The organism is Nocardia sp. NPDC004123 (assembly GCF_053603795.1).
Genome location: NZ_JBSGGG010000007.1, coordinates 281,060 through 300,543, shown reverse-complemented (window position 1 = coordinate 300,543; position 19,484 = coordinate 281,060). Strand labels below are relative to the sequence as shown.

Sequence of the window (19,484 nt, the reverse complement as noted above, 5' to 3'; positions counted from 1 at the left end):
CGCGGGCTGGACCGGCTGCCGTGAATCTCCCAGGGTTCCGTGCACACCGGGTTATCTGTCTCCGGCCGGTTTTTTCGAAGGAGGTCGAATAGTAGTCGGCTTCGTACTCGACCGGTGGTCGGCGACCGAGCCGGTGCATCAGCCGGGACTTATTGAACCGGGGCTGCTGCAGAATTGGGTGACAGTGGTTAGGCAGTCTGTCGGGCTGCTGGGGACATGATGGTTTCGAATTCGATCGGGGTCAACCGGCCGAGCCGGGCCTGTCGGCGTCGGCGATGGTAGGTGCGTTCGATCCAGGTGACGATCGCGATCCGCAATTGCCCGCGGGTATCGCATCGCTGCCGGTCCAGGACGTTGCGCTGGAGCAGGCTGAAGAAGCTCTCCATGGCGGCGTTGTCGCCGGCCGCGCCGACGCGGCCCATGGATCCGGCCACGCCATGACGGTTGAGCGCGTGGACGAAGCGCCTCGAGCGAAACTGACTTCCGTGGTCGGTGTGCAGAACGCAACCGGCCACCTCACCACGCCGGGCGACGGCATTGTCCACCGCGGTCACCGCCAGCCGGGACTTCATGCGCGAATCGATCGAGTAACCGATGATCCTGTTGGAGAACACGTTCTTGACCGCACACAGATACAGCTTGTCTTCGCTGGTGCGATGTTCGGTAATGTCACTGAGCCACAAATGATTCGGTCCATCGGCGGTGAAGTTCCGTCGCACCAGATCGTCATGAACGGGTGGCCCGGGTTTGCTGTTCTTGCCGCGGCGGGGCTTGCCGAACGCGCTCCACCACCGATTGGCCGAGCAGATCCGCCACGCGGTCCGCTCGCTCATCGTTTCGCCGACTTCGCGGGCCTCGTCGGCGAGAAACCGATAGCCGAACTCGGGGTCATCGCGGTGCGCGTCGAACAACGCGTCGGCTCGATACGCCTCGTCGGTTGCCGGATTGAACGCCCTCAACTCGGCATGCGCACTGCCGACGGCCGTGAGACGCTCTGCTCGTTGATCTTCCGGCACCCCGCGGTATGCGGCATTACCGGTCGGTGCCCCGATCGTGTCCGCCTCTGATGAGGTCGTTACCGGCTCTCCCCATCCCGTCCGCTCACGTCATATAGGCCGAGGGTCTGCTCGATGATGTCGGCGCCCAGTTCTTCGGTGAACAGCGGGTCCCGGTCGGCCACCGCGCCGATAACGAGGTCGTCGAAATCGCTGTTCTCGTAGTCGAACGAGTCCGCGCTGATGCCGGGGCCTGCGACCTCGAGTTTGCGAGGCATGACCGGCCAGGAGCCGACCCTGTCGAGCGCGCCGGCCTCCGCGGCCGTCGGGGTGGTGCAGGCGTAGGACACGAAGGCCCTGACCTGGTGGTCGATGCGGTCGAGTTCGAACCTTGCCAGGGTGTAGCGCAGTTGCAGGGCTCCGCGCCCGATGCCGCAGACCGTGAGCGGAGTCGAGCCCAGGCGCTCAGCGATCGCGCGGAAGAGGACCTCCTGAACACTGGCATGGGCGCCGCCGTCGAGGGTGTCACTGATGCCCAGCGACACCAGGATCAAATCGGCGCCGGCGGCGCGCAGCGCTTCCCGGAACGAGTACCTCGGGCCGTCGAGTTGCCGAGCGAAGGCGCCGAGATCGACAGCCGTCATTTCCGAGTCGCCCACCAGGATGAACGGTGCTCTCAGCACGGCGCCGCCCTGGGCGGGAAACACCGCTGCGCTGCCGAGCATGAGAGGCCAGTTACTGGATGGTGCCACAGTCGTCATCGTCGAACTCCTCACGTGGTCGGGAAGATCTGGAGAAGGGCCGGACGTGCAGCAGACACCCCGCAGCGCGACATCGTGCGCAACGCGCGAGGGCGCAGCCCATGCTACCTGCACCGATATACCTGCAAACGCATCTGGCCACTCGGTCACATACGGTGCCGGATCCCGCCCACCCGACCAGATCCGGTCGGTTTCAGAAGGTGAACTGGTCGCCGTAGGCGGTGGTCTGCCAAGTCCCGCCGCCGCGCTCACCGTGTCGCCCAGTAGCGGTTTCGTCCATGTTTCCGATCGAGGGAGGTACTGGGTCGAGGCGATTAACAGAACACCGAAAAGCCCAGGACGACGATTACACCGCATCGACTTCGCACTAACCCACGCAGCCCGCGCTGCGCTGGCGGCGCAACTAATTACGTTGTGCCACAGTATGATTCGTGATCCGATCCACATACGTGCGTGGTGAACATCCGGAAACCTTCAATTGTTCCGCAGGCGACCAACCGGAAACACACCGGGCGTGAACTTGGTCCATCGGTGACCACCCGGACACCAACGGGCGCACTGCCGATCACCGAATTCACACCGACCACGCCCAGGAGACGAACCATGTCGGCACCCACCACATCGACCTCCGAGATCGACAAGGCGATCGAGGAGAACATCGTGAAATCGCTCGCCGAAATCCCGCACCCGGCCCTGCCGAAGGGCACCAGTATCTACGGCGGCACCAAGATCTTTCCCGATTATCAGGCGGAGGCGGGTGAAACCTATTTCACGCTGGTTCACGGTATCGCCCATGAATCGTCGGTGAGTTTCGTGGCCATCCTGCAGGCGACGCGCGCACTCCGTAAAGGTTTCGAGTCCGCCATCTACTTCTACGGTCCCGGCGCGATCAACTGCCTTGCCACCCGCGGCTTTCCGACCACCGGCGACAGCGGGTTCCCCGGCGAGCAGAACATCAACGAGGCCCTCGCCACCTTCATCAAGGAGGGCGGGAGGGTGTTCGCCTGCCGGTTCGGCCTCGCCTTGCACGGTGCCCGCGAGGAGGACCTCATCGAAGGTGTGATCCCGGCGCATCCCCTGGACGTGCAGGACGCGCTGATCCACTACGCCCGCAAGGGCGCCATCATCAACTCCACCTACCAGCTGTAAGCCGACCGTCATGACCGAGGTATCCACGCGAGTAGATCTCGCACTCTTGGGCATCCGCGTCGATGTGCCGGTGCAGCGCCGTTCCGGTGCCGGCCCCAGCGACGACGGTCATGTGCTGTTCGGGGGTGCCGGCGCTGCCATCCCCCTCCGCGCCGAGAGCCCGTACACGATTCGTGCCGATCGGCTGCTCTACGAGGGCACCGATCTCGGCGTGACCGTCGAACCGGTGCGCCGACCCCGTTTCTACGACCTGCGCACGGCCGACGGCGTGGCGTACGAGCAGATCGCAAGGCTGCACGGAAAGGACGTGCTGGCGACCACGGTGGTGCAGACCTGCATCCGCTACGGCGAAGACCAACGGTGCCGATTCTGTTCCATCGAGGCATCTCTCGCGGCCGGCACCACGATCGCGGTCAAGCGTCCGGATCAGCTCGCCGAGGTCGCTGCGGCGGCAGTGCGGCTGGACGGGGTGCGGCAGATGGTGATGACCACCGGCACCTCGGCGGGAAAAGACCGTGGCGCAAGGCATCTGGCCCGCTGTGTGCGAGCCGTCAAGCAAGCGGTGCCGACCTTTCCGATCCAGGTGCAGTGCGAGCCTCCTGGCGACCTGGCGACTCTGAGCGAGCTCCGTGACGCGGGAGCCGATGCGATCGGCATCCACGTCGAGTCGCTCGACGACCGAGTGCGTGCTCGATGGATGCCGGGAAAGTCCACCGTGCCGCTGTCCGAGTACCGGGCGGCCTGGGCCGAAGCGGTGCGAGTGTTCGGCCGTAACCAGGTCTCCACCTATCTGCTCGTCGGTCTGGGCGAAGACCCGGACGAATTGGTTTCGGGTGCGGCGGAACTCATCGCCATGGGCGTGTACCCGTTCGTGGTGCCGTTCCGGCCGCTCGCGGGAACCCTGGCCGTCGACGTCGACGCTGCGAGCCCGCCGACCGCGGCGGTCCTCGAGAACGTGACCCGGCGAGTGGCGGCGGAACTGCGCCGGGCCGGCATGCTCGGCACGGACCAGAAGGCCGGCTGCGCGGCCTGCGGGGCGTGCAGCGTACTGCAAACCGCGGGAGGCTGAGATGACGACCACCGAATCCACTGCCACACCCCGATCCTGGCTCGACGAACTGTCCGGGGCGCGTGCCACATCGCCGGATTACTGTGTCCTGTCCGGACATACGGCCCCGGCCGAGCCCGAGGACGGATTACTCATCCGGCTCGCCGAGCCCCGGCAGGTCGCCGCGTATCACGCCTTGCGTAGGAAGAATTTCGTCGTCGAGCAGGGCTTGTTCGCCGGCAGCGACACCGACGACATCGACGATGACCCTCGGACCCGGATCCTGGTCGCGATCGCACCGGACGGTGCCGTGCTGGGCGGAGTCCGCCTGGCACCGGCCACCGCCGAGGATCTCGGGTGGTGGACCGGCAGTCGCCTGGTAGTGGACTGCGAGCGGCGCACCCGCGGTGTGGGCGGCGCACTCGTGCGAGCGGCGTGCGCGTACGCCGAAACCCATAACGTGCTGCGGTTCGAGGCCACGGTGCAGACCCGCTACCGGTCGCTTTTCGCCCATCTCGGGTGGGTCGCGCTCGCCGAGACCACCGTGGCCGGTGCGCCACATGTGCGGATGCGCTGGCCGATCGACCGCATCGAGCGGCTGGCGCGCTCCACCAAGGCCATGCTCGGGCAAGCGCTGTCCGAGTTGGGCGATACACCGATGACACTGGGCGGCACCGGATTCCGAGGTGATGACGGCGCACCGGTCCCGGGCTGCGACCTGGTCGCCGCGTGCGACGCGATCCTGCCGTCCATGGTCGAACGGGACCCGGAATGGGCCGGATGGTGTGCGGCCCTGGTCAACCTCAACGATCTCGCCGCGATGGGTGCAGAACCGATCGGCCTTCTCGACGCGGTCGCCGCGCCCACCCGGTCGCTGCTGACCCGGGTGCTCCGGGGCCTGGGTGCGGCCAGCCGCATCTGGGAGGTGCCGGTGCTGGGTGGCCACACCCAGTTGGGTGTCCCGGCGGCGCTGTCGGTCACCGCGCTCGGCCGTACGGCCCGGCCGGTGCCCGGAGGAGGCGGCGAAGTCGGCGACGAGCTCCGGCTCACCGCTGATCTGGGCGGCGGCTGGAGGTCCGGATATGCCGGGCGACAATGGGATTCGTCGTCACACCGGAGCGGCGCGGAATTGCGGGCACTGGGCCGGTTCGTCTCGGACACGGGTCCGAAGGCCGCGAAGGATGTCAGCATGGCCGGCATCGCCGGGACCGCGGGCATGCTCGCCGAGGCCAGCGGTGTCGGGGTCGAACTGGACGTGGCGCGCATCCCGCGCCCGCCGGGCGCCGAGTTGGCCGACTGGATCACCTGCTTTCCCGGCTTCGCGATGCTCACCGCCGATCGCCCCGGCACCCCCGTCAATCCCGTAGGCCCGGCGACGACCGCCGTGTGCGGCGTGCTCAGCGCGACTCCCGGCGTGCGGCTGCGCTGGCCTGACGGAGAAGTCACTCACGCGCTCGAAAGCGCGGTAACCGGATTGGGACACTCATGACCGAACTTTCGATCGCCGTGGCCGCCGCCGCATTCGGCCGCGACATGGAGGCGTGCTACGCCACCATCGGCTCACTGATCGAACAGGCGCGCGAACGCGGTAGCCGACTGCTGGTGCTGCCCGAGGCCTGCCTGGGCGGCTATCTGCCCAGCCTGGGCGGCGGCGGGGAGAGCGAGGAGGCCAAGCAGCGCCGTCTGCGCAGTCTGCCGCCGGCTCTCACCCTCGACGGCCCGGAACTGCGCCGCATCGCGGCGATGGCAGGTGAACTCGTCGTCACTCTCGGATTTTGCGAAGCCGATGGCGATCTCCGCTACAACGCCGCCGCGACCGTCACCGGCGACGGGGTTCTCGGCTCCTACCGCAAGGTGCATCAGCCCCTCGGCGAAAACCTTTGCTACGCTGCCGGATCCGAATACCGCGCCTTCGACACCCCGGTCGGCCGCATGGGCATGCAGATCTGCTACGACAAGGCATTCCCCGAAGCCGCACGAGCGCTGGCGCTGGACGGCGCGGAGATCATCACCTCGCTCTCGGCCTGGCCCACCGCCCGCACCGCCACCACCGAACGACTCGAGGACGACCGCTGGACCCAGCGCTTCGATATCTTCGACCGCGCTCGCGCAGTCGAGAACCAGGTGGTGTGGGTCGCGTCGAACCAGGCCGGGACCTTCGGCTCGTTGCGCTTCGTGTGCAGCGCCAAGATCGTCGGCCCCGGCGGCGACGTGCTCGCCACCACCGGTACCGAACCCGGTCTCGCCACCGCGACCGTCGACGTCGATCACGCACTCGAATTGGCGCGCGGCGGCGGCATGTACAACCTGCGCGACCGCCGCCCCGAGCTCTACCACAGCGTCGTCGCCCGCCACGGCGTGGTCGGGCAGCCCGCGGTGCCCGAAGAGCTGGAGGCGATCCATGCCTGAGATGACATTCGACATCCGCTGGCCGGACGGCAATGTCCAGTCCTGCTATTCGCCCTCGCTGGTGATCCACGATCATCTGGCCACCGGCGTTGACTATCCGATCGACGACTTCCTGACCCGTGTCTCGAGCGCTTTGAACACCGCGGCCGAGCGGGTGCGCGAGAAGTTCGGCTTCTACTGCACCTCCGCCATGCAGACCCTGGACGCCATCGAAGCAAGCGCAGCGCAGGCCCGGACATCACCGGGCACGGTACGCGTCCTGTCGATGACTCCGCCGTCGGTCGAGGCGGCAACCACCGGAGGAAAACCATGACCCCCCAGGCAGACTCGGGTACCGCCCTGGAACACCGCGACGTCGTCGTGATCGGTGCCGGACAGGCCGGGCTCTCGATCAGCTGGCATCTGACCGCACGCGGCATCGACCACGTCGTCCTCGAGCGCGACACCATCGCCCACGAGTGGCGCGACACCCGCTGGGACAACTTCACTCTCGTCACCCCCAACTGGCAGTGCGTGCTGCCCGGATACAGTTACAACGGACCGGACCCGCACGGCTTCATGAAACGCGACGAGGTCTACACATGGGTGCGCGCCTATGCCGACACCTTCGATCCGCCGGTTCGCGAACACGTCGCCGTCACCGCGGTCACGGTAGCGGTCGACGGCGGCTTCGACATCCAGACAACATCGGGCCCCTTGCATTCCGATCAGGTGGTGGTCGCAGTAGGCGGTTATCACACGCCGACCGTGCCCCGCTTCGCCGAGCGGTTGCCGAGCTCGATCCGGCAACTCCACTCCGCCCAATACCGTAGCTCCGCGGACCTGCCCGACGGCGCCGTCCTCATCGTCGGTACCGGCCAATCGGGAGCACAGATCGCCGAGGACCTCCATTTGGAGGGTCGGCAGGTGCATCTCGCGGTCGGGACCGCGCCCCGCGTCGCCCGCTTCTATCGGGGCCGCGATTGCGTCGCGTGGCTCGAGGACATGGGCCACTACGACATCCCGATCGAAGATCAGCCCGGTGGGCTGGGCAAGCGGGAGAACACCAACCACTACGTCACCGGTCGAGACGGCGGCCGCGATATCGACCTGCGCCAATTCGCGGTCGAGGGTATGGCGCTCTACGGCCGGATGGTCGACGTTGCCGACGGCACAGTGCATTTCGAGCCGTCGCTGGAGCGGGACCTCGATGCCGCCGACGCTGTCGCCGAGAGCATCAAGGACTCCATCGACGCCTATATCGCCCGTGCGGGGATCGACGCGCCCACCGAACCGCGCTACCGCCCGGTGTGGCGTCCCGAGCGCGAGATCACCGAAATCGATTTGTCGGCAAGCGATATCACGTCGATAGTGTGGTCGGTCGGGTTCCGCACCGACTACCGGTGGCTGCGCGTCGGCGTCTTCGACGGTGAGGGCCACCCGTGCCACAACCGCGGCGTCACGACCACGCCCGGGCTGTACTTCCTCGGGCTGCCCTGGCTGCACACCTGGGGCTCGGGCCGCTTCGCCGCCATCGCCCGCGACGCCGAGCACCTCGCCGGGCAGATCACCGCTATCGCCCGCACCACCGCGGCGGCATGAGGCGCAACCCATGGCCGTCACCCGAATAGCCGCCGTCGCAGCACATTTCGGCGCAGACATCGCCCGCGCCCTGGAGAAGATCGCCGGTATCATCGACCGGCTCACCCAGGACGGCGTCGACCTGCTCGTGCTGCCCGATGCGAGCCTCGGCGGCTACATCGGAGACCTCCGCAACCCGGATCCAGCCGCCGGGCCGGAGGCCATCGACCCCGATGGACCCGAGTTCCGGCTGTTGTGCCGGTTGGCCGGGGATATGACGATCTGCGTCGGCTATGCCGAACACGCGGACGGTGCGCGCTACAACGCCGCGGTGTGCCTCACCGGCGACGGGGTGCTCGGCCGCCACCGCAAAGTACACCAGCCGGCCGGGGAACACCTGGCGTACGCGGCCGGAGATCGCTTCGCGGCCTTCGATACCCCGGTCGGCCGGATCGGCATGCTCATCGACTACGACAAGACGTTCCCGGAATCCGCGCGCGCTCTCGCTCTCGACGGTGCCCGCACCATCGCCGCGCTGTCGGCCTGGCCCGCCAGCGTCACCGATCGCGCCTCCCGGATGCCCAACGACCGGCAATCCCGCCTCTTCGACCTGTACGACCAGGCCCGCGCCGCCGAGAACCAGGTGGTGCTCGCATCATCCAATCAAACCGGAATCACCGGCAACCTGCGCTTCCTCGGCCAGGCCAAAGTGGTCGGACCCGGCGGTGACATCCTCGCCAAAACCTGGTCCAAGGGCGGCCTCGCGGTGGCGGAGCTCGACATCGACGCCGAGGTCGAGCGAGCCCGGCGCGTCCTGCGGCACCTGGAGGAACGCCGCGTCGACGCCTACCACAACCTGATGACCGAAAAGAGCGGCTACTGATGCGGATCGCACTCCTCACCTACTCCACCAAACCCCGTGGCGGGGTGGTGCATACGCTCAATCTCGCCGAGGCGCTCGCCCGGCGCGGCGCGGATGTCACCGTATGGACGCTCGGACGTGGCGGTGACGCCGCCTTCTTCCGCCCCGTGGACCCCGCCGTGACCGTGCGCGTCGTTCCCTTCACCAGTGCCGACGGCGAACAGGTCGGGACGCGGATCATGCGCTCCATAGTCGCATTGCGGCAGGCGTTCACTCCCGAGGACTACGACATCGTGCACGCACAGGACTGCATCAGCGCCAACGCCGTCGACCGCCGCATCCGCACCATCCACCACCTCGACAACTTCACCACCCCCGAACTCGCCCGCTGCCATGAACGCGCCATCGTCGAGCCCTACGCACACATCTGCGTGTCGGACGCCGTCGCGGCCGAGGTCCAGGCCGGATGGGGCCTGCGCCCCACCGTGATTCCCAATGGTGTCGAATACGACCGCTTCGCCGCCGCCGCAGACGACTCTCCCGACGCCACGGATGCTCGCGCAGCCTGGCGACGCCGGCTCGGACGGTACATCCTCGCCGTCGGCGGCATCGAACCCCGCAAAGGCAGTATCGACCTGCTCGAGGCGTTCGCCCTGCTACGGCGCGATCATCCGGACCTGCACCTCGTCTTCGCCGGCGGCGAAACACTCTTCGACTACCGCGACTACCGCACCCAGTTCGATACTCGCGCAACCGAACTCGACATCCGCCCCACCATCCTCGGCACCGTCCCCCACACCGAACTCCCCGCACTCGTGGCGGCGTCGGCCCTCCTCCCCTTCTTCTCCACCAAAGAGGGATTCGGACTGGCCGCCATGGAAGCCCTATCCACCGGAATCCCCGTCGTAGCACGCGATCTCCCAGTGCTGCGCGAGGTATTCGGCGACACCATCAGCTACGCGGCCACTCCCGCCGAGCTGGCCACGGAACTAGCGCGAGCGTTGGTTCCCGACCCGCGCCGCACCGAGCAGGGCAAAGCCCTCGCCGCGTGGTTCAGCTGGGACCGAACGGCCCGAGCCCACCTCGAGTTCTACCGCACCCATTCCACAGCAGTACCGCGCCGAATGCTCACCACACACCGGTGAACCGCAGAGAACATGGAAATCCCCATTAACCTCGTGCACATCCAGTCGGTCGACTCGGACCGAATCCCAGGGACACACTGCTCGTCGAACAGACCGGCGCGAAAATACCTGTCAAACCCCTGCCATGAACTCGTCATAGGACGCGAAACCCCTATCACGCAAGGCTTCTTCGACCACTGCGCGCCCGAGACAGCCCGCCCGAGACGTCCGGCACCGGTCTGCCGAGCCCGGTCCTCGATCGCCCGCGCGTGCGCATAGACGGGCTCGATCAGCTCGGAAAAGCCACTGCGCGACGCGATTCGGACCGAGAGGTAGCCGTCACACAGCGAGCTCATGGTGGCGAACACCCAGTAGCGCGAGCCGTCTCGATCCTGGTTCTGCACGAACGCCCCCACCGGCCGACCGGACAGCAGTCGCTCCCAGGCCAGCTCGAACACACCGGCGGGCATGTCCGGGTGGCGGACGATATTGTGCGGTGCTCCCGCAAGCTCATCCGGCGCGTACCCCGAGACACGGGCGAAAACCGAGTTGCCGAGGCGGATTACGCCGTGGCGGTCGGTAGTGGAGAAGAACAGCTCGGTCGGCCCCAAGGGGCACAGTGCCGGCGGGAGCTGGCAGCTCTGGGGAACCGATGATGATGTCGTCGGTGATCGTCATCCCGGTCAGATACTCGCGCCCGCGGCGCGGCGCGTGGAATCCGCGGCGATACCGGTGGCCCACGAGGTGATCGCGTCCCAATCCCGCAGGTCACCGTAGCGGCGTCCGCCAAGCAGGCGGTACCGCAACCGGGCGCGCAACGGTAGCTTGGCCCGTTCGTAGCGCCCGGCGAAGGCGCGGTAACCGCGTACCGCCAGCGCATCCCGCACGGTCGCAATCTCTTTCGGCACCGCGCGTGCCAGCCGCCGGCCGATACGACCCGTCAGCGCCGGTGCCATGCCGACGCTGAACAGCCAGACATCCGGCGTCGCGAGTTGGTCGAGCCGCTGGTAGGCGAAGACGACGAATGATTTCATCAGGGCCTCGTGATACACGGGACTGCCCAGCACCACCATGTCGAATTCGGCCAGGTCGGGCACCTGGTGACCGATCCGCACCACCTCCACCACCACACCGGAGGATTCCAACTCCCTGCCGATCACTTCGGCGATTTCCTTGGTCGTCCCTTGCCCCGTCGCGTACACCACGGCAATACGCCGCACCCTCGAACCCATGCGCGCCAGCCTGCGGACCGAACACGAACATCCAGCAGAGGCTCGAGGCCCCGACCGAAGGGACCAATGTCCCTTACTGGCTATCCAGTACCGATCTCACACTCGAGGGCCCTGGTCGAAAGTCATTGCCACCCTGGGGCAAAGGTCTCAATCCTCGAGCCGAAGGTCAGGAGCTGCGCGTCTGCCCTATCACCGACGCGCTGTAGTTGATTACTTTGCGGTAGCCAGAAGGCATGTGCGAGTTAAGCGTTCCTGATACGAACGCAGGTTCCGTACGAAGTTGTGAGGAGGGATGCTGGTGACGGCGGTTTCCCCGAAACCTGAACACCAGGCGCGTCGATGCTGCCGTTCCTGTGGAACGTCTTCAACTCCAACCGCTACGGCGAGACCGTGACCGTCGACGACCCGTGGGGCTACGGCAACTCCCTCGAGTGGGCCACCACCTGCCCGCCCGCGCTAGCCCGGATCTCCTCTGATCGCGCGGATGAGCTGTCCCCCGCAGCCATCCGTACACCGGTGCGGCAGGCAGCGTCCGCACCGGGCCGGTGGGACCACGCATAAACCCTGCCCGCGCGGTCCCATCGGCGCACCCGTGAAAGCTACGTCGGCTGGGGTAAAACCACGCCGTTACCGAATCGGAGACAGTCTCCGACCCCACGGCCGACGTACACGAAGCCCGGGTCCGGCTCTCGGACCCGGGCTTTCGTTCCATATCGTCACTCACGCGTCGCCCGACGCTGCTTCTCCGCCCATGCCACCCTTTTCAGTGCCGCGTCACACAGTTCGAGCAGTCGTCGCCGCTCATCGTCGACGTAGGGGGCGTCCTCCACGTCAGATCGCAATCGCGCGAGGCGGTCCCCGAGAGTGCCGACCTCGCCCAGCGCGAGCGTTTGCCGGGCATCCAGGAATGCTTGGCGGACACGGTGTTCCAACTCTCCTGTCATCGATCTCCTCCCGAGACCCAGGAATACCACGTCCCTCATGCGGCCGCTCGCGTCGACGCGTGGCGAACCGGGCCGACTACTCGATGGTAGGTTGCGAATCATCCGTGTGTACGCCATTTCTTTGTGTGGCAGTGCGATTCCTCGATATCAACGCTGCCTCACCACCGCGGGGACTACGTCAAACCCGGGCAGCTTCGCAGGCGAGAGCGCGGTCGCGTTGTTCTTCGAAGCGGGGGATCTGGATCTTCTCGAGGTTCTCGGCGAAACCCGCCAGGCGTTCGCGAGCCTGTTCCCCGCGGGGTCCGAAGTCGGTGCGATCGAAGATGTTCCATTGCCGCATCACCGGCTGGAGTACTTCCTCGAAGTGCTGACAGGTCACGCCGTGCCGGCGAAAATTCGGCATCCCGGCGCCGGGCATGCGGAAGTTCTGCACGATCAGACCGATGGCGGCCATCGCCTGATACCGGCTGCGCCAACTCGACCCGGTCGATGCCGGCTTGCGCGAGCTGCAGGCACTGATTCGACTCCGCGACGATCAAGTCCAGGCCCGCACCACCGCGATCACCCAGCTCGCAGCCCTGCTCGACACCTACTGGCCAGGCCCCAAAGACCTGTTCCGCTCGCTGGCCTCACCCATCGCTTCGGCCTTCCTCACCGATTACCCACGCCCCATTCGGCTGCCCGGCTCGGCGAGGCCCGCATGGCCGCATTCTCACGCCGGCACTCCTACCGCGGCGGCAAACCCGCCTCACAGCTGCTGGCCCGGTTACGCGCCGCCGCCGTTCCGGCTACCCATGCCCATCGACACTCTGGCGATGATGATCGGAACCCAAGTGCGGCTCTTGCGCGGCATCCAAGCCGCCATCGCTGATCAGGATGCCCTGATCAAACATCGCGTCGATCAGCACCCCCGAGCCAGACTGCTGGCCGAGCTGCCCGGCGTGGGCACGATCAACCTGGCCCAGTTGCTCGCCGAGGTCGGTCCGATCCTCGACCGCGTTGACACCCATCGACCAAGCCGGCGCCGAATGCGGCGTCACCCCGGTCACCAAGGCCGCCGGCAAGACCAGTGGCGTCTATTTTCCGCTGGGCAGCCAACACCCGGGCCCACAAAGCCATCACCGCTTTCGCCCACCACGGCCGAGTGCAATCACCTTGGGCCGCACAGCTTTACGCGAACGCCCGTGCACGAGGCAAACGCAATCCTCCGCCACCCGCATCGTTGCCCGCGTCTGGCTCCGCGTCATCTGGGCCTGCTGGCACCACGGCACCCCCTACGACCCAAGCAACCATCACGCCGCACAACGACTTACAGCATGTGGACTTGACTCAGGGGACTCGAGCGAAATCTCGCGCCAGAGGCGTCCCAAGCCCTAGGAGCCGATTTCCGCGCACCAGCGCCGGCATGACATCCATACGAGCGTCCTTGGCGATCTCCTTCAACGCCGCTTTCTCAAGCTCTGGTTCGGTGAGAAGCCGTTTCAGGGTGCGGTGGCGAGTCTCCAGAATCGGGCCGAGGTACCGGGCCGCCGGAGTTGAAATACCGTCGAAATCTGATATATCACGACAACACTCAGCGTCGCCACCTTCCTGTGAGGTGCCACTACCCGAACTCGTTGTCATCAGCTCGCCGGTCATGGCTCGTCGTGACGGTTCAGTGCGCAGGTCGTGCAGGGCGCTGTTGACGAGTTTGCAGGCGCGCAGCAGTTCGGCCAGCGCAAGCGGGATCTGGGTGGCGGTCTGGAGGATGAGCACGGGCGGGCACGAGAACCCGGCTGAATGGGCTTCCCTCTGCTCCGGGTTCCAGTGCGTTGGAACCCGGAGCATTCTCGGGGTAATCGTCAAACGAGTCGCGTGGTCCTTTGACGGGGATGACTGTGGCCCATCTGCAGACATCCCCAATCTGGACCACGGCTCACCAACCGTCGAACAGCGGCGGTGACCCGAAATGCCCTATCGACGGCCACAGTTCGGTAACTGTCTGGAGCAGTCCCGACCTCTCAGCTTCGATGGACCGACAGCTGCCGATCGTCGATCTGATCGAGGTTTCTCACGATGAGTCATCAGCTACTGGCTCAGCACGACCGAACCGTCACTGCTGCAAAGCTTTCCAGTCTACGAGACTGCGGAACGGCCCAACATGGATCCTGACGAGGTGTGGCTGAGCACTGATGAAGTCGCCGAGCGCCTCAAGATCCCGAAGAAGACACTCGCGAGCTGGGTCAACGGTGCGCGTCGGGGTTCTCGCCGCAGGTCGTGGCGTCCAGGAGTTGCCGAGTCCGGCCGTAGGACAGACGGGCGAGCCCGATGTCGGGGCACACGCCGCAACCCTCGGACCTGAGATGGCTCATTTGGTTAGTCACCGGCTTGTGTGCGCTATCGATCGGACCACGCCGGTGAATCGACCTAACCGGGCATTTGCCGCGTGATCGGCTACGGTTCGGCGTCGAGGGTTCCTTGTGAGACAGCCACGCATTTTCACCGTGACGATAGCGAGGATCTGTGACGAACCGCGCTCGTTTCACCCGATGCATAGTGGCATCCATAATGGTGGCCGCGGCTGTGGCCTGCGGCGCCGCGCCCGCCGCGGCTCAGCCGTCGGATGAGGCGCCTGGGGGAACGCCTGCCGCGGTCTGGACCCCGTGCCCCGACCACCCGGATTTCGAATGCACCACCGTGCCGTCACCATTGGACTACCAGCATCCCGACAGGCGCACGATCGAGCTGGCGGTCATCCGACACCGGGCAACCGACCCCGCGCATCGGATCGGCAGCCTGCTGTTCAACCCAGGCGGGCCGGCAGGAGCAGGCACCACAGTCCTCCCGATCGCATATCCGCTCTTCCCACTCCAGATCCAGGAACGGTTCGACATCGTCAGCTGGGATCCGCGCGGGGTCGGTGAATCGACCTCGGTCCAATGCTTCGACGATAAGGCGGAGTTCGATGCCTGGTTCGCGCAGTTGCCTGTGGGGTTTCCGGTCGGCCACGAGCAGGAGCAGCGGTGGATCGACCTGTACGCCGAACTCGGCCGGGGTTGCGAGCGGCGTGACCCGGCCTTGTTGCGGTTCGTCTCCACCACCGACTCGGCGTACGACATCGATCTGCTGCGCAGAGTCCTCGGCGAACAGCTGGTGACCTACTTCGGGGTCTCCTACGGGACGCTGCTGGGCGCCACCTACGCCAACCTTTTCCCCGACCGGGTCCGGGCGATGGTGCTGGACGGCAATATCGATCCGTCTGCGTGGTACGACTGGAATCCGGTGTTGTCGACCTTCCTACGGCAGGCATCCGACCTGGGAACGGCCAAGACGCTGGAACAGTTCTTGAACCTGTGCAGCCAAGCAGGCCCGATCCGCTGCCCGTTCTCGGCCGGCAGTGCGGTGGCGACCCGAGCGAAGTACGAGGCACTGCTGCACCGCCTGCTCATCCACCCGCAGGACGGGTTCACCTACGCCGCCACCGCCAACGCCGTGCGCGCCAATCTGTATACCGTCCATGCCACCGCCGGTTCCCCAGCGAACTGGACGGCGCTGGCCGAGCTGCTGCAGCAGCTGTGGCTGGGCGCAACGCCGCAGATGCCCGACCCGGGCGAGAATCGCCTGGTGGACCGGTCCTCGACAGCGCTGAGCGACTCCTCCCGGGAAGGTTCGGCCCAACAGCAGAAGTACACGGGCGTCGAGCAGCCCTTGGCGATCATTTGCGGCGAGAGTCCCAACCCGCGCGATCCGCACATCTACGGCGCCCTGGCGAAGTTCAGTACCGTTCGAGCCGGTACGGTCGGGCCCTTCTGGCCGTGGGTGACAGAGGCGTGCTCCACCTGGCCCGCCAAGGCCGCCCATCGCTACACCGGCCCGTGGGGCCGCTCCGCGACACCGATCCTCACCGTCAACGCCATCTTCGATCCCGCCACCCCGTACCACAACGCCCTGGCCATGACCGCCCAACTGCACAACGCCAGGCTGCTTACCGTCGCTGGATACGGGCACACCACGCTGTTCAACCCGAGCAGCTGCGCGAAAGCCTACGAGAGCGACTACGTCATCCGTGGCGCGCTGCCCCCACCCGGCACTGTCTGCCAGCAGGACGTCCCACCGTTCACTTGACACCACCTCCAGCCGATCCACCCCGACAGGCTGACGACCAACGGCGCCGATCACAATCGCGGCGGTGGCCATCTGGTGGCCGCACGGCGTGCGCGCCACCGAACAATGCCTGGTCGCAAGGACGCTGGGTGAACATGCCTGACGTGTGTGACATGCACAAATGATCCGGATGCGAATCTGGGGGTCAAGTGGTCGCAGGTTCAAATCCTGCTGTCAGCCCGACAGGTACGAAACCCCCTCCGACCCGGGTCGGAGGGGGTTTCCTCATTTCCCCACAACCGCGGCGCGGGACCACAACCCGTCGGCGGGCATTCACCGGAATGGCCCGAAAAGTGGCCGAAGTCATTCCAGCGCAATCGAACTCGGCACCGTCGCCTCCGTGGCCGCAACCACGCTATCTACACTCGGAATCTCGGACACGATGCCCACAATGCTCGCCATCCCACCCCACGTTCGACACACCGAACCCAGCAACGCCCAGCTGCCCGAATACGCCGCATCCGCCGGCACGGAAGACTGATGTCCTCCGGCTCGGCATCGAACCGACCAGCCGGGATCTGCTGATATCCGCTGACAGTTGGCCAGTCCGCACGCGATCACGCGTATGAGCAACCCGATCCGGTAGCAGGTGAGCGCGGCGGCAAGGGTGAGGAAGGCACAGAAGTGGATGCCCTTGCGTTCGAACCGCAAGTTGAGTCGGTGATAGCCGCTCAGCCACGAGATCGCGCGCTCGATGACCCAGCGGTGGCGCCCGAGATGCTGGAACGATTCGATCCCCTTGCGGGCGATGCGGACGGCGATGCCCCGGTCGCGGACCCAGCGGCGCAGATCAGCGATGTCGTAAGCCTTGTCCGCGTGCCGTTTCGCGGGTCTGCGCCGCCGCAGTCCGCACGGCGAACGCACCGCGGGTATCGCCTTCACCAGCGGCTTCAACGCTTCGGCGTCGTTGGTGTTGGCGGCCGAAACACCCACTGCCACAGGGATTCCCGCTCGGTCGGACAGGACGTGGATCTTGGAGCCGGATTTGCCGCGATCGACCGGATTCGGGCCGGTCGGATCGCCCCCCTTTTTTTTCGCTCGCGCGCTCGCCGCGTCGATCACCGCCCGCGACCAGTCGATCAAGCTTTGGCTGCCCAGCTCGTCGAGCACCGCACGATGTAGGCGCCGCCACAGCCCGGCCTTGGTCCACACGGTGAACCGCCGATGCACCGTCGGAACGGTCACACCGAACAACGGTGGCAGCAGACGCCACGCACAACCGCTGCTCAGCACATACACCACGGCCGTGAACACCCGCCGCTGGTCGGTCGGCGCGGTGCCGCCACCCGGCTTGCGCGCGGTGAACCTCGGCAACAGCGGCTCGGCCAGCGCCCACAACTCGTCCCGCACCAGCCGGCGCGACAACTCATCGACCACGGCCGGAAATCATGCCGCACAACCGAATACGACACGCGGCCAACGAACCACGACGACATGAGACACGGTCCTACTATCGGAACCCCGTGTATGGTCACGCACTGTAGACGATCGTCTAAATGCGAGTCTTCCCAGGAGGTTCGGTGGTTGTAATGAATCGACGTGCCGTTCTGGCGGTCGCAGTGATGGGGTTGTCGGTGGCCGTGATCGGCGTACCCGCGGTCGCCGATCAGCGGATCGCGGACGCGCTGCTGACCAGAGACCAGGACCAGGTCAACGATCTGGCCGTGCGTTTGGCCCAAACGCCCCAGGTGCAAGCCGAAGGTGACCGGCTGAAACAGCAGTGGTCACAGGTCATGACGGCGCGGCTCGGGTCGCTCACCCCGCAAGCACAAGCGCAGCTCGACCCCGACATTCAGGAACTGCTGTTCGCCTACGCCCAGAAAGCCGCCAACGCCGATCCACAGCGTCCCAAGATCAGCTGGAGCGGGCCGCCACACACCGTCCACGGCACCAGTGTGCCGGGTGCCCGCTACGCCGGCGACGTCCCCGACCAGCCCCTCCGCTTCATCCCGCTCGACAACACCTCCACCTACATCCTGACCGGCAGCTTCGCCTCAGATCGGCCGTCCACCATCCGATTTCAGCTTTCTGGCGACGTCGACGACATCCGCACCATCACCGAATTCAATGGTCGCGATCTGGCGGTCGATCCCGACGGCCGCTTCACCCTCATGATCGATCCGTTCGCTTCCGGTGCACCGAACCACATCCAGACGACTCCCGACACCAACCACATGATCATCCGCGAAGTCATCGACGACTGGGGCACTCAGAGCCCGGCCGAGCTGACCATCACCCGCACGGCGGGCCCTGAGGCGGCACCAGAGAAGTCGTTCGACCAGCTCATCAGCGACGCTCACGGCATGCTGCGCAATCAGAATTGGATCTATACGTACGTCATGGCGTTGCAGTACCCGTTGCCGCCCAACGCACTTCTGCCGCCGCTGCCGCAATACTCGACAGACCGCTCGTTCGGGAACTTCGAACTCGCAGACAACCAAGCATTGATCGTGACGACACAGACCGGCGGTGGCAGCTCCATCAATCTCGCTCTGGGCGACACCTGGACGGTGTCTCTGCCGTACTGGCAGCGCCAAACGGCGATGAACAGCAAGCAGGCCACCGCAAACCCTGACGGGTCTTACACTTTCGTGATCAGCAGCCGAGATCCGGGCGTGCACAACTGGATCGACACGACCGGACTGTCGCAGGGAACCATGTTCATGCGATGGCAGGGCCTGCCGGTCGGACCTCTGCCGATCATTCCGCCACTGACCACTCAGGTCGTCGACCTCGCCCAGCTCCCCGCAGTTCTCCCGGCGGGCATCACGATGGTTACCCCTGAACAACGCGCAGCCCAACTGGACAACCGCCACGTCGGCTACCGCAGCAGCGGGCTCGGTTTCGATTCCTGATCTGAGCGCGGCGCACCCGATAGTCGTTGCCAGGCAGTCATATCGGCGGTATCTCGTGGCTGAGCGGCTAATCACCGACTCAACTTGCGGTTCGAGCGCAAGGGCATCCACTCCGAGCAAGACGCTCGGCGGGCGGCACGGCGCAAGCTGCTGCGGGGTCTCGAACCCGCCGATCTCCGCGCATGGCTGCTGTGGCTGGAACAGCGCGAACGCATCGCCAACGCCTGCGACCGGATGCTGGCCGGTGTTCCCGACCCCTCGCCGCCGCGCTCACCTGCTACAAGAAACTGGCGAAGGCGAAATCAGCGACGTGAGACACCGTCCAAGGGGACGAAAACCAACGAAGATCGATACCGCGTTCGTTGAGTTGGGCGGAGATCCGTTGTCGCGGTTGGTATCGCG

General features: G+C 66.1%; 17 protein-coding genes and 4 pseudogenes. 12 read left to right on the top strand and 9 right to left on the bottom strand.

Annotated features, from left to right (window positions below):
• Positions 1–188: 188 nt before the first annotated feature.
• Positions 189–935, bottom strand: a pseudogene (locus ACWEQQ_RS12800) (IS3 family transposase); the annotation flags it as partial.
• A gap of 140 nt (positions 936–1,075) precedes the next feature.
• A complete protein-coding gene (locus tag ACWEQQ_RS12795) occupies positions 1,076–1,756 on the bottom strand; it encodes a hypothetical protein (RefSeq protein WP_452348303.1) in 681 nt (226 codons plus the stop codon).
• A 603-nt stretch (positions 1,757–2,359) separates the two neighbouring features.
• Between ACWEQQ_RS12795 and ACWEQQ_RS12790 the strand changes: the two genes are divergently transcribed.
• From ACWEQQ_RS12790 to ACWEQQ_RS12755, 8 genes are read left to right on the top strand one after another with little or no spacing between them, the layout of a single operon-like run.
• Positions 2,360–2,905, top strand: a complete 546-nt coding sequence (locus ACWEQQ_RS12790) for an MSMEG_0572/Sll0783 family nitrogen starvation response protein (RefSeq protein WP_452348325.1) — start codon at positions 2,360–2,362, stop codon at positions 2,903–2,905.
• A 10-nt stretch (positions 2,906–2,915) separates the two neighbouring features.
• A complete protein-coding gene (locus tag ACWEQQ_RS12785) occupies positions 2,916–3,974 on the top strand; it encodes an MSMEG_0568 family radical SAM protein (RefSeq protein WP_452348302.1) in 1,059 nt (352 codons plus the stop codon).
• A 1-nt stretch (position 3,975) separates the two neighbouring features.
• Complete coding sequence (locus ACWEQQ_RS12780; RefSeq protein ID WP_452348301.1) at positions 3,976–5,442, top strand: MSMEG_0567/sll0787 family protein; 1,467 nt, start codon at positions 3,976–3,978, stop codon at positions 5,440–5,442.
• Positions 5,439–6,362: a carbon-nitrogen hydrolase family protein gene (locus ACWEQQ_RS12775; RefSeq protein ID WP_452348300.1), complete on the top strand. Its 924-nt coding sequence runs from the start codon at positions 5,439–5,441 to the stop codon at positions 6,360–6,362. The genes ACWEQQ_RS12780 and ACWEQQ_RS12775 overlap by 4 nt, the downstream gene beginning before the upstream one ends.
• Entirely contained in the window at positions 6,355–6,675 is a 321-nt protein-coding gene (locus ACWEQQ_RS12770; RefSeq protein ID WP_379390076.1) for an MSMEG_0570 family nitrogen starvation response protein, read from the top strand. The genes ACWEQQ_RS12775 and ACWEQQ_RS12770 overlap by 8 nt, the downstream gene beginning before the upstream one ends.
• Positions 6,672–7,943: an MSMEG_0569 family flavin-dependent oxidoreductase gene (locus ACWEQQ_RS12765; RefSeq protein ID WP_452348299.1), complete on the top strand. Its 1,272-nt coding sequence runs from the start codon at positions 6,672–6,674 to the stop codon at positions 7,941–7,943. The genes ACWEQQ_RS12770 and ACWEQQ_RS12765 overlap by 4 nt, the downstream gene beginning before the upstream one ends.
• Before the next feature lie 10 nt (positions 7,944–7,953).
• Entirely contained in the window at positions 7,954–8,805 is an 852-nt protein-coding gene (locus tag ACWEQQ_RS12760; RefSeq protein WP_379390080.1) for a carbon-nitrogen hydrolase family protein, read from the top strand.
• On the top strand, positions 8,805–9,929 hold the full coding sequence (locus tag ACWEQQ_RS12755; protein ID WP_452348298.1) for an MSMEG_0565 family glycosyltransferase: 1,125 nt from the start codon (positions 8,805–8,807) through the stop codon (positions 9,927–9,929). The genes ACWEQQ_RS12760 and ACWEQQ_RS12755 overlap by 1 nt, the downstream gene beginning before the upstream one ends.
• On the opposite strand, the gene ACWEQQ_RS12750 is transcribed toward ACWEQQ_RS12755, so the two are convergent.
• The gene (locus ACWEQQ_RS12750) at positions 9,875–10,519 is read right to left on the bottom strand and encodes a PAS domain S-box protein (protein ID WP_452348297.1); all 645 of its coding nucleotides are present in this window, start codon (positions 10,517–10,519) and stop codon (positions 9,875–9,877) included. The genes ACWEQQ_RS12755 and ACWEQQ_RS12750 overlap by 55 nt on opposite strands.
• 72 nt (positions 10,520–10,591) lie before the next feature.
• Positions 10,592–11,140 carry a flavodoxin domain-containing protein gene (locus tag ACWEQQ_RS12745; RefSeq protein ID WP_452348296.1) on the bottom strand — a complete coding sequence of 183 codons (549 nt, stop codon included), beginning with the start codon at positions 11,138–11,140 and terminating at the stop codon, positions 10,592–10,594.
• A 330-nt stretch (positions 11,141–11,470) separates the two neighbouring features.
• Here ACWEQQ_RS12745 and ACWEQQ_RS12740 point away from each other — a divergent pair.
• Positions 11,471–11,701: pseudogene (locus ACWEQQ_RS12740) on the top strand (cytochrome ubiquinol oxidase subunit I); the annotation flags it as partial.
• Between the two features lie 155 nt (positions 11,702–11,856).
• Here the strand turns inward: ACWEQQ_RS12740 and ACWEQQ_RS12735 are convergent.
• From ACWEQQ_RS12735 to ACWEQQ_RS12720, 4 genes and pseudogenes are all read right to left on the bottom strand, one after another.
• A complete protein-coding gene (locus tag ACWEQQ_RS12735; protein ID WP_452348295.1) occupies positions 11,857–12,084 on the bottom strand; it encodes a hypothetical protein in 228 nt (75 codons plus the stop codon).
• 178 nt (positions 12,085–12,262) lie between these two features.
• A pseudogene (locus tag ACWEQQ_RS12730) lies at positions 12,263–12,544 on the bottom strand (acyl-ACP desaturase); the annotation flags it as partial.
• 328 nt (positions 12,545–12,872) lie between these two features.
• Positions 12,873–13,094, bottom strand: coding sequence for a hypothetical protein (locus ACWEQQ_RS12725; RefSeq protein ID WP_452348294.1), 222 nt, complete (start codon positions 13,092–13,094; stop codon positions 12,873–12,875).
• A 319-nt stretch (positions 13,095–13,413) separates the two neighbouring features.
• Positions 13,414–13,839, bottom strand: coding sequence for a hypothetical protein (locus ACWEQQ_RS12720; protein ID WP_452348293.1), 426 nt, complete (start codon positions 13,837–13,839; stop codon positions 13,414–13,416).
• Positions 13,840–14,760: 921 nt separating this feature from the next.
• Between ACWEQQ_RS12720 and ACWEQQ_RS12715 the strand changes: the two genes are divergently transcribed.
• Positions 14,761–16,188: an alpha/beta hydrolase gene (locus tag ACWEQQ_RS12715; protein ID WP_452348292.1), complete on the top strand. Its 1,428-nt coding sequence runs from the start codon at positions 14,761–14,763 to the stop codon at positions 16,186–16,188.
• Positions 16,189–16,806: 618 nt separating this feature from the next.
• On the opposite strand, the pseudogene ACWEQQ_RS12710 reads toward ACWEQQ_RS12715, so the two are convergent.
• Positions 16,807–17,604, bottom strand: a pseudogene (locus ACWEQQ_RS12710) (IS5 family transposase); the annotation flags it as partial.
• Between the two features lie 197 nt (positions 17,605–17,801).
• Here ACWEQQ_RS12710 and ACWEQQ_RS12705 point away from each other — a divergent pair.
• Both ACWEQQ_RS12705 and ACWEQQ_RS12700 read left to right on the top strand, forming a co-directional pair.
• Positions 17,802–19,082, top strand: a complete 1,281-nt coding sequence (locus ACWEQQ_RS12705; protein ID WP_452348291.1) for a hypothetical protein — start codon at positions 17,802–17,804, stop codon at positions 19,080–19,082.
• 84 nt (positions 19,083–19,166) lie between these two features.
• Positions 19,167–19,448: a hypothetical protein gene (locus tag ACWEQQ_RS12700; RefSeq protein ID WP_452348290.1), complete on the top strand. Its 282-nt coding sequence runs from the start codon at positions 19,167–19,169 to the stop codon at positions 19,446–19,448.
• Positions 19,449–19,484 lie beyond the last annotated feature (36 nt).